12 protein-coding genes are annotated in these 12441 nt (G+C 72.7%); 3 read left to right on the top strand and 9 right to left on the bottom strand.

The window, feature by feature from the left end; genetic code table 11:
- Positions 1-82 precede the first annotated feature (82 nt).
- The 8 genes from AY578_RS07470 to AY578_RS07435 form a co-directional block, all read right to left on the bottom strand.
- A complete protein-coding gene (locus tag AY578_RS07470; protein ID WP_258907272.1) occupies positions 83-1285 on the bottom strand; it encodes a TerD family protein in 1203 nt (400 codons plus the stop codon).
- 177 nt (positions 1286-1462) lie between these two features.
- A complete protein-coding gene (locus tag AY578_RS07465) occupies positions 1463-1684 on the bottom strand; it encodes a hypothetical protein (RefSeq protein ID WP_019522199.1) in 222 nt (73 codons plus the stop codon).
- 85 nt (positions 1685-1769) lie between these two features.
- A complete protein-coding gene (locus AY578_RS07460) occupies positions 1770-2759 on the bottom strand; it encodes a zinc-dependent alcohol dehydrogenase family protein (RefSeq protein WP_028960700.1) in 990 nt (329 codons plus the stop codon).
- Entirely contained in the window at positions 2756-3607 is an 852-nt protein-coding gene (locus tag AY578_RS07455) for a carbohydrate ABC transporter permease (RefSeq protein WP_019522197.1), read from the bottom strand. The genes AY578_RS07460 and AY578_RS07455 overlap by 4 nt, the downstream gene beginning before the upstream one ends.
- On the bottom strand, positions 3604-4545 hold the full coding sequence (locus tag AY578_RS07450; RefSeq protein ID WP_019522196.1) for a carbohydrate ABC transporter permease: 942 nt from the start codon (positions 4543-4545) through the stop codon (positions 3604-3606). The genes AY578_RS07455 and AY578_RS07450 overlap by 4 nt, the downstream gene beginning before the upstream one ends.
- Positions 4542-5912 (bottom strand): ABC transporter substrate-binding protein, encoded by a 1371-nt coding sequence (locus AY578_RS07445; RefSeq protein ID WP_019522195.1) that lies wholly within the window; start codon positions 5910-5912, stop codon positions 4542-4544. The genes AY578_RS07450 and AY578_RS07445 overlap by 4 nt, the downstream gene beginning before the upstream one ends.
- 129 nt (positions 5913-6041) lie before the next feature.
- The gene (locus AY578_RS07440; protein ID WP_028960701.1) at positions 6042-6812 is read right to left on the bottom strand and encodes a DeoR/GlpR family DNA-binding transcription regulator; all 771 of its coding nucleotides are present in this window, start codon (positions 6810-6812) and stop codon (positions 6042-6044) included.
- A gap of 519 nt (positions 6813-7331) precedes the next feature.
- Positions 7332-8141, bottom strand: a complete 810-nt coding sequence (locus AY578_RS07435; RefSeq protein WP_136239281.1) for an NAD-dependent epimerase/dehydratase family protein — start codon at positions 8139-8141, stop codon at positions 7332-7334.
- Between the two features lie 248 nt (positions 8142-8389).
- On the opposite strand from AY578_RS07435, the gene AY578_RS07430 reads away from it, so the two are divergent.
- Together AY578_RS07430 and AY578_RS07425 are read left to right on the top strand one after the other, a co-directional pair.
- On the top strand, positions 8390-9331 hold the full coding sequence (locus tag AY578_RS07430) for a 5-dehydro-4-deoxyglucarate dehydratase (protein WP_136239282.1): 942 nt from the start codon (positions 8390-8392) through the stop codon (positions 9329-9331).
- Positions 9328-10497, top strand: a complete 1170-nt coding sequence (locus AY578_RS07425) for a hypothetical protein (protein ID WP_019522191.1) — start codon at positions 9328-9330, stop codon at positions 10495-10497. The genes AY578_RS07430 and AY578_RS07425 overlap by 4 nt, the downstream gene beginning before the upstream one ends.
- Here AY578_RS07425 and AY578_RS07420 read toward each other — a convergent pair.
- The gene (locus AY578_RS07420; protein WP_136239283.1) at positions 10434-11669 is read right to left on the bottom strand and encodes an MFS transporter; all 1236 of its coding nucleotides are present in this window, start codon (positions 11667-11669) and stop codon (positions 10434-10436) included. The two genes, AY578_RS07425 and AY578_RS07420, sit on opposite strands and share 64 nt — an antisense overlap.
- Before the next feature lie 151 nt (positions 11670-11820).
- Between AY578_RS07420 and AY578_RS07415 the strand changes: the two genes are divergently transcribed.
- On the top strand, positions 11821-12414 hold the full coding sequence (locus tag AY578_RS07415; RefSeq protein ID WP_136239284.1) for a TIGR03086 family metal-binding protein: 594 nt from the start codon (positions 11821-11823) through the stop codon (positions 12412-12414).
- Positions 12415-12441 lie beyond the last annotated feature (27 nt).

The raw sequence follows: 12441 nt of genomic DNA, 5'->3' as shown, positions 1-12441 counted from the left end.
GAAGCGGACACGCCCGAACACCGGGGCCCCAGTCGCGGCCGGGCCCCCGGATGTGGGACGTTGCCGGGATACGGGCTCGGGATCAGAGCGCCTGGCCCGCCGGCTTGACCATGCCGCGGACCGTGCGGCCCTTCACGAACTCGCCCATCGCGGTCATCTCCCACTCGCCGGAGAACTGCCGGATCAGCTTCGCCATCATCACGCCCGTCTGCGGCTCGGCGCTCGTGAGGTCGAAGCGGACCAGTTCCTCGCCGGTGGCCCCGTCCAGCAGACGGCAGTACGCCTTGGCGACCTCCGTGAACTTCTGGCCGGAGAACGAGTTCACCGTGAAGACCAGGCCCGAGACCTCCATGGGGAGACGGCCCAGGTCGACGGTGATGACCTCGTCGTCGCCCGCGCCCTCGCCGGTGAGGTTGTCGCCGGAGTGCTGGATCGCGCCGCCGAGGATCTGCAGCTTGCCGAAGTAGCAGCTGTCGATGTGGTTGCGCTGCGGGCCGAAGGCGATGACCGACGCGTCCAGGTCGATGTCCTTGCCCCGGTAGGCGGGCTCCCAGCCGAGGCCCATCTTCACCTGGGACAGCAGCGGGCGGCCGCCCTTCATCAGGGAGACCGTCTGGTTCTTCTGGAGGCTGACCCGCCCCTTGTCCAGGTTGATCTTGCCGGTGCCGGGCGCGGCGGCGGGCGGGGCCGGGGGAGCCGCCGGGGCGGGCGGCGCCTGCGGGGCCCCGGCCGGGGGAGCGGGCGGCGCGGCCTGCGGGGCCGGCGGGGTCACCGGCTGCGCCGGGGCGGCCGGCTCCTCGACGGACACGCCGAAGTCCGTGGCGATGCCGGCCAGGCCGTTCGCGTAGCCCTGGCCGACCGCGCGGACCTTCCAGGCGCCGTTGCGCAGGTAGATCTCGACGACCACCAGGGCCGTCTCCGAGCCGAGCCGCGGGGGAGTGAAGGTCGCCAGGACGGCGCCGGTGTCCGCGTCGCGGACGGTCGCGGTGGGCTCGATGCCCTGGAAGGTCTGGCCCGCCGCGTCGGGGCTCGCGGTCACGACGATCTTCTCGATGCCGGGCGGCACGGCCGCGGTGTCGACCGTGATGGCGTCGGGCGCCGTGCCCCCGCCCGAGCGGTAGGTCACGCCCGGGCCCGTGGGCTGGTTGTAGAAGATGAAGTCGTCGTCGGAGCGCACCTTGCCATCGGCGGTGAGCAGCAGGCCCGATACGTCGAGCCGCACGGGCGCGGCGACGTCCACCGCCACGCGGGCGGTGGGAAGAGGGATGTTCGAGCCGGGGGTCATAGCTGTCATGCCGGGTGAACGAGCGAGGGCGTTTTACCGTTCCCTTACCCAGGGCCGAACGGTACGTCTTCTCGCCCCCGCCGCCCTCAGCCGTCGCAGCCCGGGGGCTGTCGTCCTCGGATCCCCGCTCCGGCCCCGCACGGGCCTCGTCCTCGGACGCCGGACAGGCCGGGACGGTCAGCCCCGGTTGCGGGGGTGGGCGCGGGCCGTGCGTTCGTTGCCGCGCTTGTAGTCGCCGGTCCAGCGGGCCATGACGAGCTGGGGGTCGGCGCCGGTGACCTCGTCGAGGAAACGGGCGGCCCGGTCGCCCCGAAGGACGGTGGCGCGGCGGCCGTGGTGGGTGATGTGGACGGCGCCGTCGGGGTGCGCCTCGTACGCGAAGCCGTTCGGTCGGGCCATGCCGGCGATGGTACGGGGAGGGGGCGCGGACGCCCAGGGGATTTCCCCTCGGCGCCGGCGCCCCCTTCACACCGGACCGGCAGGACTACGGCACCACCACGATCTTGCGGCCCACGCCCTTGGCGAACTGGTCCAGCGCCTGCGGGTACTGGTCCAGGGGCAGGCGGTCGCTGATGAAGACGTCCGGGTCGAGGACGCCGTTCGCGAACAGCTCCGCCGCGCGCTCGTAGCTGTGCAGCACGGCCATCGAGCCGGTGATGGTGATCTCCTGGTTGTAGATCCGGTACGGGTCGATCTCCACGCGGGTCGCGTAGTCGGCGACGCCGAACTGGAGGAACGTGCCCGCCTTGGCGACCCGGCCGAGCCCGTCCTGGATGGCCGCCGCGTTGCCGGTCGCGTCGATGACCAGGTCCCAGCCCTGCGGACGGTCCAGCTCGTCCGGGGTGGCCGCGGACGCGGAGACCCCCAGCTTTCGGGCCGTCTCCAGACGGGCCGGGTTCAGGTCGACCATGTCGACGCTCGCCGCGCCGGTCCGCTTGGCCAGCTCCAGCATCATCAGGCCCATGGTCCCGGAGCCGTAGATCAGCACGTGCGCGCCGAGCCGCGACTGGAGCACGTCGTAGCCGCGCACCGCGCAGGACAGCGGCTCGACGAGGGCCGCGTCCTGGGTGCGGACGTGCTCGGGGAGCTTCACGCAGTTCGCCACCGGCGCCACCGCGTACTGCGCGGCGCCGCCCGCCGTGGTGACGCCGATCGCCGCCCACCGCTCGCACAGGTTGTTGTGACCGGTACGGCAGTAGCGGCACTCGTAGCAGTACAGGGACGGGTCGACGGCGACCTGGTCGCCGAGCGCCACCTCGGTGACCTGGGAGCCGACGCCGACCACCTCGCCGGCGAACTCGTGGCCCGGCACGATCGGCAGCTTGGGCGCGAACTCGCCCTGGAGGATGTGCAGATCGGTCCCGCACAGCCCGCACGCGGCGACCTCGACGACGACGTCCCTCGGGCCCGGCGTCGGGTCCGGGACCTCGGTGACGACGGCCCTGCCCACGGACTCGATGACGGCGGCCTTCATTTCACGGCTCCCAACGACAGGCCCTGGACGAGTTTGTCCTGGGCGGCGAACCCCGCGGCGAGCACCGGCAGGGAGATGACGAGCGACGCGGCGCACACCTTCGCCAGGAACAGGCCCTGGCTGGTGATGAAGCCGGTCAGGAAGACGGGGGCGGTCTCGGCGACCACGCCCGTCAGGACCCGGGCGAACAGCAGCTCGTTCCAGCTGAAGATGAAGCAGATCAGCGCCGTCGCCGCGATGCCCGGGAGGGCGATCGGGGCGACCACCCGGGTCAGCACCGTCGGCAGCCGGGCGCCGTCGATCTGCGCGGCCTCGACGACCGCGACCGGGATCTCGGAGAGGAACGACTGCATCATCCACACCGCGATCGGCAGATTCATCGAGGTGTAGAGGATGACGAGCAGCCAGATGTTGTCGAGCATCCCGGCGTTCTTCGCGAACAGATAGATCGGCAGCAGGCCGGCCACCACGGGCAGCATCTTGGTGGAGAGGAAGAAGAACAGGACGTCCGTCCACTTCTTCACCGGACGGATGGACAGGGCGTACGCGGCGGGCAGGGCCAGCACCAGGACCAGCAGCGTCGAGGTCACGGACGCGACCGCCGAGTTGATCAGGGCGGGCCAGGGGCTGGCGCCGCCGCCCGCGCCGAAGAACTCGCGGTAGCCGTCCAGGGTGAGGGCGGCGCCCCACGAGGGCGGGTTGGTGGCCGCGTCCGTCTCGGAGTGGAAGGACGTCAGCGCCATCCAGGCGATGGGCAGGAAGAACACGATGCCGGCCAGCCAGGCGACCAGGCCGAGACCCGCTCCGCCGCGGAACCGGCCGCGGGTGCGTACGGCGATGCTGCTCATGCGCGGGACACCTCCTCGCGGAACAGGGACGAGACCACGCGCAGGGCGAAGGTCGCGATGACGATGGAGCCGATGACGACAAGGACGCCGGCCGCCGAGGCGAGGCCGTTCTCGTGCGCCTGGTAGAAGGTCTGGTAGACGGTGTAGGGCAGGTTGGCGGTGCCGAGACCACCGGACGTGAGGGTGAACACCGCGTCGAAGTTCTGCACGATGTAGATCGAGCCGAGCAGCGCGCCCAGTTCGAGGTAGCGGCGCAGATGCGGCAGCGTGATGTGCACGAAGATCTGCCAGTCGCTCGCGCCGTCGACGCGGGCCGCCTCCAGCTGCTGCGCGTCCCGGCTCTGCAGCCCGGCCAGCAGGATGAGCATCATGAACGGCGTCCACTGCCACACCAGCGACGCCTGCACGGCGAGCAGCGGGGTGCCGGAGATCCAGTCGGGCTGGGGGCCGCCGACGTAGTGCAGCAGGCCGTTGAGCAGGCCGTACTCCGGGTTGTACAGGACGTGCTTCCACAGCAGCGCGGCGGCGACCGGCACCACCAGGAACGGCGCGATGAGCAGGGTGCGCACCACGGCCCGCCCGCGGAACTTCCGGTCGAGGAGCAGTGCGAGCAGCAGCCCGGTCACCAGGCTCGCGAGGACCACGCCCACGGTGAGCAGGACCGTCGTCCAGACGGACTTGCGCAGCGCCGGATCGGTCAGCACCTCCTGGTAGTTGGCGAACCCGGCGAAGTGACGGGCGTCGGGGTAGAGGGAGTTCCAGTCGAAGAAGGAGATCACCAGGGTCGCCACGAACGGCAGCTGGGTGACCACGATCATGAAGACCAGGGCGGGCAGCAGCGGGGCGCGGGTGGCCCAGGCGCGCAGCCGGGCGGAGGGCCGGTGCGGTGCGGCGGACGTCTGTGGTGCGGCCGCGGGGGCCGTGGTCGTGGCGGTCATCGTCCCTCGTACTCCTCGGCGATCTCTTCTGCGAGCTGCTGGGACTTCCTCAGGGCCTCCTCGACGGACTGGCGTCCGGCGATGGCCGCGCTGATCTCCTGGGAGACCTTGGTGCCGAGATCGGTGAACTCAGGGATGCCGACGAACTGGATGCCGGGCGCCGGGCGGGGCTGGACGCCGGGGTCGTCGGGGCGGGCCTGCTCGATGGCCCGCTTGGTCATCTCCTGGAAGGCGGCGGCCTCCGCCCGGTAGTCGGGGTTGGCGTAGGTGGAGGCGCGCTTGCCGGCGGGGATGTTGGACCAGCCGACCTTCTCGCCGGCCAGCTGCTCGTACTCCTTGCCGGACGCCCAGGAGACGAACTTCCAGGCGTTGTCCGGGTTGCGGGAGGCGTTCTGGATGCCCCACGCCCAGGTGTAGAGCCAGCCCGACGACTCCGTCTTCTCGACCGGCGCCGGGGCATAGCCGATCTTCCCGGCGACGGGGGAGCCGTCGGCCTCCAGGGAGCCGGCCGCGGACGTGGCGTCGTACCACATGGCGACCTTGCCCTGGGTGAGGTTGTTCAGGCACTCGGCGAAGCCGGCCTGGGGCGCGCCGGACTCGCCGTGCTCCCGCACCAGGTCCACGTAGAAGTTGACGGCCTGCTTCCACTCGGGGGAGTCGAGCCGGGCCTTCCAGTCCTTGTCGAACCAGGTGCCGCCGAAGGTGTTGACCACCGTGGTGAGAGGCGCCATGACCTCGCCCCAGCCGGGCAGGCCGCGCAGGCAGATGCCCTTCATGCCGGGGCGGGCCCCGTCGGCCTTCGCGGCCAGGTCGGCGACCTGCTGCCAGGTGGGCCGGGCGGGCATCGTCAGGCCCTTCTCCGCGAAGATGTCCTTCCGGTACATCAGGAACGACGACTCGCCGTAGAACGGCTGCCCGTACAGCTTGCCGTCCTCCCCGGTGAGGGACTGCCGCATCGGTTTGAGGATGTCCCGCTGGTCGTACGCCGTGTCCTCGGCGACGTACGGGTCCATCTCCTTCAGCCAGCCGTTCTTGGCGTAGATGGGTATCTCGTAGTTCGACAAGGTGGCCACGTCGTACTGGCCGGCCTGGTTGGCGAAGTCCTGGCTGATCTTGTCGCGGACGTCGTTCTCCGGCAGCACGGTGAAGTTCACCTTGATGCCGGTCTCCTTGGTGAAGTGGGCGGCGGTCAGCTTCTGCAACTCGACCATCTGCGAGTTGTTCACCATCAGGACGTTGATGGCGTCGCCGCCTGACCCGGCCCCGCCCGCTCCGACCCAGCAGCCGGAGAGCAGCGGGGCGATCAGCGTCCCTGCGGCGGCCGTGGCGAGTACGCCGCGTGGCCTCCGTCGGCTCTGGGTTCGCATGGATCGCTCCTGGACGTATAGGGAGACATCGGGCGTCACCTGGCATGGCTCGGCCCCGAGGGGGACGGAAAACGGTGTGCGGTTGGTGCGGTTCTGTGCGCGGCGCCGTGTTCTGTGCGCCGCGCCGTGTCAGACGCGGATGACCTGCGGCCCGAGGTGGGTGTAGCGGTGGGCCTCCGAGGCCGGGAGGAGGGTGCTCGTCACGATCGCCTCCAGCGCGCCGACCTCGGCGAACCGGCAGAAGCTGACCGCTCCGAACTTGGTGTGGACGCCCGCGAACACCACACGGCGGGCGGCCCGCACCGCCTGCGCCTTGACCTCGCTGACCGCAGGGTCGGGCGTGGTCAGGCCGTGTTCGCGGGAGATCCCGTTGGCGCCGATGAACGCCAGGTCGATGACGAAGCCGGAGAGCATCTTCGTCGTCCAGTGGTCCACGGTGGCGAGCGTCCCGGAGCGGACACGGCCGCCGAGCAGCAGGACGGACACGTTGCCGTTCTGCGCGAGCGCGCCCGCGACCGGCAGGGAGGCGGTGACCACGGTGAGCGGCCGGTCGGCGGGCAGGGCCTCGGCGATGAGCTGCGGGGTGAAGCCCTCGTCGACGAAGACCGTCTCGGCGTCCCCGAGCAGCTCCGCCGCGGCGGCCGCGACCCTGCGCTTCTCGGGGACGTGGCTGGTGGCGCGGAAGGCGAGCGTCGTCTCGAAGCCGGCGCTCTCCACGGGGTAGGCGCCGCCGTGGGTACGGCGGACCAGGCCGTGGTCCTCCAGGGCGCGGAGGTCACGGCGGACGGTCTCCTTGGCCACGCCCAGCTCGGCGGCGAGCGCGGTCACGTCGACCGAGCCGGTGGCTCGGGCCACCCGCACGATCTCGCGTTGGCGCTCCTCGGCCGTTCTGTTGGCCATGGCCGGACCCCTGCTTTCTGCGCTGCCGCTGTGGTGCTTGGTCGTGCTCGGTTGCCCGTTCGGGCCTCTGCAGGACTTTGTACAGCGGAGGCGGCGTGCTGACCAGGTCTGTTGCGGGTTCGTTGGTGCCCGGTTGTGCCCGAGTGGGCGGGCGTGTGTCCGGCTCGGACCTGGGTGCGGGGTGAGAGCGGGCAGGGCGGGTGCCCGCTCTTGGAGCCGGGGGCGCCCGTTTCTCGCCCGGTCGCCCGGGCGGGGGCGCGTTTCGCGCCCTCGGGGGCGGGGGGGACCTGCGCGAGTGGCCCGCGGCGGGCGGCGGGTGTTGGCAGATGGGTTGCCGTGCGGCGCAGGGTGCGGGTCCAAGCGGGGCGCGCTGCGGAGGTGCCGCCTGCGCCCACCCGTGCCGCCCCAAGCGGCACGACTGCCCGCAGGCCAGCGGCCCTTCAGGGGCGCGGGGAACTGCGCGAACGGCCCATGACGGGCCGCACCCGGACGGCGACCGGTCCCGGCAGACGGGTGCCGTCAGTGCGGCCAGACCGGGGGGTTCGTGACGAAGTTGCCTCCCAGACAGGCGTGGGCCGGGTCCGCAGGGTCCAACTCGCCCTGCTCGGCGAGCAGTCTCTCCGCGAAGATCTCCGAGTCGTCCTCAGGCTCGTACCCCAGCGCCCGCGCCGACCCAAGGTCCCACCACAACCGCGTGTTCGCGGAGGAGCCGTACACCACCGTGTGCCCCACCCCCTCCGCCGTCAGTGCCGCGTGGAACAGCCGCGCCCCGTCCGCCGGGCTCATCCACACCGACAGCATCCGCACGCTCGTCGGCTCCGGGAAGCAGGACCCGATCCGCACGGAGACCGTCTCCACCCCGTGCTTGTCCCAGTACAGCTGCGCCAGATCCTCGCCGAAGCACTTGGACAGCCCGTAGAAGGTGTCCGGCCGGCGCGGCGTGTCGATCGGGATCAGGGGGTCGTCGCCCTGCGGGCGCGGGGTGTAGCCGACGGCGTGGTTGGAGGACGCGAACACGATCCGCCGCACGCCCTCCTCCCGCGCGGCCTCGTAGAGGTTGTACGTCCCCTCGATGTTCGCCTTGAGGATCTTGTCGAAGGACGCCTCCAGCGAGATGCCCGCGAGGTGCACCACCGCGTCGACCCCTCGCACCGCCTCCCGTACGGCGTTCCGGTCGCCCAGGTCCCCGACGACCGCGTCGGGCGCACCCCCCACCGGCCGCATGTCGAACAGCCGCAGTTCGTACCCGTACTGCGGCAGCAGCTCCCGCATCAGCGTGCCGAGGCCGCCGGCGGCGCCGGTGAGCAGGACGGTGCGGGGAGCGGGCATCTGCGGTTCTCCTTGCGGCGCCGGCCGAACGGTACGGAGCGAACATGCAGGTGGACGCACGGCGTTCACGTGCGTGGACACGCTAAGGAGCCTGGACGTGACACGTCAAGTATCCCCGCACCATCCCACCCGCGTCAGCCACGCGCAGCGATCCGCTTGACCCGCCTCCCCGCCCCGCCTTAGCGTGGTCCCGTTCAGAAATATGGACGGCAATCAAGAATATGGACCACCATGACCAGGGAGAGCTTGTGACGTCAGCCCCTCTCGCCGCGCGACTCAGTATCCCCAGCGGGCCGCTGTTCTTCCCGGTCACCGCCTACGGACCCGACAGCGCCGTCGACCCGGACACATACCGGCTCCATGTGCGGCGCGGCGTCGAGGCCGGGGCCGCCGCCGTCTTCGCCTGCTGCGGCACGGGGGAGTTCCACGCGCTGACGCCCGAGGAGTTCGGGACCTGTGTGCGCGCGGCGGTGGAGGCCGCCGAGGGGCGCGTCCCGGTGGTCGCGGGCGCCGGCTACGGCACCGCCCTCGCCGTCCGCTACGCCCGCCTCGCCGAGGACGCCGGCGCCGACGGACTGCTCGCCATGCCTCCGTACCTGGTGAAGGCCGGGCAGGAGGGGCTGCTGCGGCACTACCGCGAGCTGGCCGCCGCGACGGCCCTGCCCGTGATCGTCTATCAGCGGGACAACGCCGTCCTCAACCCCGCCACCGTCGTCGAACTCGCCCGCACCGAGGGGATCGTGGGCCTCAAGGACGGCTACGGCGACCTCGACCTGATGCAGCGCACGGTCAGCGCCGTGCGCGCGGCCGGCGTCGAGGACTTCCTGTACTTCAACGGGCTGCCCACCGCCGAGCTGACCCAGCCCGCCTACCGCGGCCTCGGCGTCACCCTGTACTCGTCGGCGGTGTTCTGCTTCGTGCCGGAGATCGCCCTCGCCTGCCACACCGCCCTGCGCACCGGCGACGAGGCCACCGTGCACCGTCTCGTCGACGGCTTCTACCGGCCGTTCGTCGAACTGCGCGACAAGGGCCAGGGGTACGCCGTCTCGCTGGTCAAGGCGGGGGTGCGGCTGCGCGGGCTGGACGTGGGGGAGGTCCGCCCCCCGCTGCACGAGCCGGCCGGGGATCATCTCAAGCAGCTCGCTCAGCTGATCGAGCGGGGACAGGCGCTGCTCGAGGAGGGCATGTGAAGGCATCGGCGTTCGTCTACCCCTGGGACGTCAACGGGGACCCCGGGGCGCCCGCGCGCATCGCGGAACTGGGCACCGCTCAGGTGACCCTCGCCGCGGCCTACCACTCCACCCGCGCACTCACCCCGCGCCATCCCCGACACCGCGTGGTCACCGCCGAGTACGCGGCCGTGCTGTACCCGCCCGGGGAATCCCGCTGGTCGGGACGCGCCCTGCGTCCCCGCCCGGCGGGCGGCTGGGCGCCGGGGGACGCCTTCGGCGAGGCCGCCGCCGCGCTCACGGACGCGGGCCTGGAGGTGCACACGTGGGTGGTGCTCGCCCACAACTCCCGCCTGGGCGCGGAGCATCCGGACACCTCCGTGGTCAACGCCTACGGCGACCGGTACCCGTGGGCGCCGTGCATCGCCCAGCCGGACACCCGCGCCTACCTGACGGACCTCGCCGCCGAGGCGGCCGTGCGTCCCGGGGCGCACGGCACCGAACTGGAGTCGCTCGGCTGGTACGGGCTGGCCCATCTGCACGCCCACGACAAGACCGCCGGGGTCGCGCTCGGGGACGCCGGGCAGTACCTGATGTCCCTGTGCTTCTGCCCTGCCTGCCGGGACGGCTACGGGACGGAGGGGCTGGACGCGGACGACCTCGCCGCCGCCGTACGGGACGCGCTGGACCCGGTGTGGCGGGGCGAGGCGCAGTCCGGGGGCGGCTGGACGGGCGTCGAGAAGCTGCTCGGCGACAGCCGCGCGCACGCCACACGCGCGTGGCGCGACCGCACGGCCCGCACCCTCCAGGAGGAGGCCGTCGCCGCCGTGCGCCGGACCGCACCGGACGGCTTCCAGGTGCTGCTGCACGCCGACCCGGTGTCCTACCACTGCGGCGCCAACGCCGGTGTCGACCCGGCGCACATCCTCTCCGTCGCCGACGGCGTGGTCGTCCCCTGCACCGGCGACCCCGGCCTGATCACCCCGTTCGCCCGTGAAAGCCGGGAGGGCGCCGTGCTCGCCGCCAACTTCACCGTCGTCTCCGGCATGGGCGGCAGCCCCGGCACCCTCGCGGCCGACGCGGCGGAGGCGCGCCGCCTGGGCGCGACCGAACTGCGGCTGTATCACGCGGGACTGGCGTCGGACGCCGACCTCGCCTCCGTACGGCCGGCGCTGGCCGGCCTCTGACCGAGGAGCACCGCCGCCGTCACCCCCAGCGCCGCCCCGAGGCCGGTCAACTGCATGCGGTGGCCGATGAGTTCGACCAGTCCCGCGCCGGCCGCGAGGCCGATCACGTTCGGGGTGAACACCAGGGCGTTGGCGGTGGCGGTGACCCGGCCCAGCAGCGGGCCGGGCGTGCGCCGCTGCACCTCCGTGAGCACGGCGATCAGCGCGGCGGGCAGCCCCACGCCGATCGCCGCGGCACACGCCCACGCCACCGGGTCGTACGGCACCGCGCGCAGCGCCACCGCCACCGCCAGCAGGCCGATGCCGTACCCGGCGAACCGTCGTGCGCCCAGCCGCCGCAGGCCCGGGCCCGAGAGCAGCCCCACCGTCACCGACCCCGCGCCCTGCACGGCGTACAGCACACCGGCGTACGCGGGGGAGTGGCCCAGGTCCTCGACCACCGCGTACGTCAGCGCCCCGCTCACGCCCGCGCACAGCATGGTGACCCCGCCCGCGAGGACCAGCGGACGCAGCGCCGGGTCGCCCCACAGGTGCCGGACGCCCTCGGCGGTCGCGCTCCGGCCGCCCTCGCGAGCCGGCTCCGGCCGCTCCTCCCGTACCCGCAGCGACACGTACACCAGCGCCGCCGCCAGGAAGCTCGCCGCGTCCAGGACGGCGACACCCGGCCCGCCGTACGCCGTGTAGAGTCCCGCACCCGCCAGCGGGGCGAGCAGTTTCATGCCCTCGTCGGCCGTCATCCGCAGCCCGTTGAAGTCCCCCAGCAGGGAGCGGTCCACGGCGCCCGCGACCAGCGCCGACTCCGCCGCGTCGTGCACGGTGCCGGCCGCGCCGTACACGAACAGCACCGCGTAGAGCAGCCACAGCTCGCTCGGCGCGTCGACCGCGCACAGCGTGAGCAGCAGAGCCGCCATGCACAGGCTCAGCGTGACCAGCAGCGGCCGGCGCCGGTGGCGGTCGGCGAGCGTGCCGAGCACCGGGCCCGCCAGGGTCGGCAGCCACATCGCCAGCATGCACAGGGCCGCCAGCCCGTCCGAGCCGGTGAGGTCCTTGACCCACACCCCCGACGCCAGCCACAGCGCGGAGGTCCCGAACCCGGACACCACCACCGCCGTCAGACACCGTCCCGCCGTGCGGTCCCGCAGCACGCGGACCGCGGTCCATCTCGTCGTCATGCCTGGTCATCGTGGTCCTAAGGCGGCGGGGACGGCATCGGGCGAATGCCCTGGGAAGGCGGACGCGCGTGGACGCCGGACCCGCCCGCCGATGAGTTCCGGGGCCGTGACCGGTCACCCCTCCGTACGCCATCGCCCCTTGGGAGCAGCCATGACCGACACTCCGCTCGACCTCGGACCGCAGACCCGGATCGTCGCCCGCCTGGCCGAAAGGGTGACCGACGCGCAGCTGGCGGACGCCACCCCCTGCCCGCGGTACGCGGTGCGCCACCTCCTGGGCCACCTGCTCGGACTGTCCGTCGCCTTCCGCGACGCGGGCCGCAAGGACCTCGGGGCCACCACGGACACCGCCCCGCAGGACGCCCTGCCGGACGTCGGGCCCGCCTGGCGCGCCGAGCTGTCCAAGGCGCTCGACGAACTCGCCGAGGCCTGGCGGGACCCGGCGGCCTGGACCGGCATGACACGCGCCGGGGGCATCGACATGCCGGGCGAGGTCACCGCCGCCGTAGCCCTTGACGAACTGGTGATCCACGGCTGGGACCTGGCCCGCGCGACCGGACAGCCGTACACGCCCGACCCCGCCGCGCTGGAGAGCGCCCACGCCTTCCTCCGGGCCGCCGCCGAGGAGGGCGACCGGGGCGAGGGCATCTTCGGACCCGTCGTCCCCGTCCCGGCGGACACCCCGCTGCTGGACCGGGCGCTCGGCCTCAGCGGCCGCGACCCGCGCTGGACCCGGCTCGCCTGAGCAAGCGCGAGGGGGCCGCGACCCACC

The sequence above is a fragment of the Streptomyces thermocarboxydus genome (genome assembly GCF_024760485.1).
In the GTDB taxonomy this organism is placed as follows: Bacteria; Actinomycetota; Actinomycetes; order Streptomycetales; family Streptomycetaceae; genus Streptomyces; species Streptomyces cellulosae.
This window is presented reverse-complemented; position numbering and strand designations above follow the sequence as displayed.

Coding starts and splice junctions, on each gene's coding strand:
- AY578_RS07440 (WP_028960701.1), bottom strand. CDS start 6,812: ATGGCCAACAGAACGGCCGAGGAGCGCCAACGCGAGATCGTGCGGGTG.
- AY578_RS07450 (WP_019522196.1), bottom strand. CDS start 4,545: ATGACCGCCACGACCACGGCCCCCGCGGCCGCACCACAGACGTCCGCC.
- AY578_RS07445 (WP_019522195.1), bottom strand. CDS start 5,912: ATGCGAACCCAGAGCCGACGGAGGCCACGCGGCGTACTCGCCACGGCC.
- AY578_RS07465 (WP_019522199.1), bottom strand. CDS start 1,684: ATGGCCCGACCGAACGGCTTCGCGTACGAGGCGCACCCCGACGGCGCC.
- AY578_RS07455 (WP_019522197.1), bottom strand. CDS start 3,607: ATGAGCAGCATCGCCGTACGCACCCGCGGCCGGTTCCGCGGCGGAGCG.
- AY578_RS07435 (WP_136239281.1), bottom strand. CDS start 8,141: ATGCCCGCTCCCCGCACCGTCCTGCTCACCGGCGCCGCCGGCGGCCTC.
- AY578_RS07420 (WP_136239283.1), bottom strand. CDS start 11,669: ATGACGACGAGATGGACCGCGGTCCGCGTGCTGCGGGACCGCACGGCG.
- AY578_RS07470 (WP_258907272.1), bottom strand. CDS start 1,285: ATGACCCCCGGCTCGAACATCCCTCTTCCCACCGCCCGCGTGGCGGTG.
- AY578_RS07460 (WP_028960700.1), bottom strand. CDS start 2,759: ATGAAGGCCGCCGTCATCGAGTCCGTGGGCAGGGCCGTCGTCACCGAG.
- AY578_RS07415 (WP_136239284.1), top strand. CDS start 11,821: ATGACCGACACTCCGCTCGACCTCGGACCGCAGACCCGGATCGTCGCC.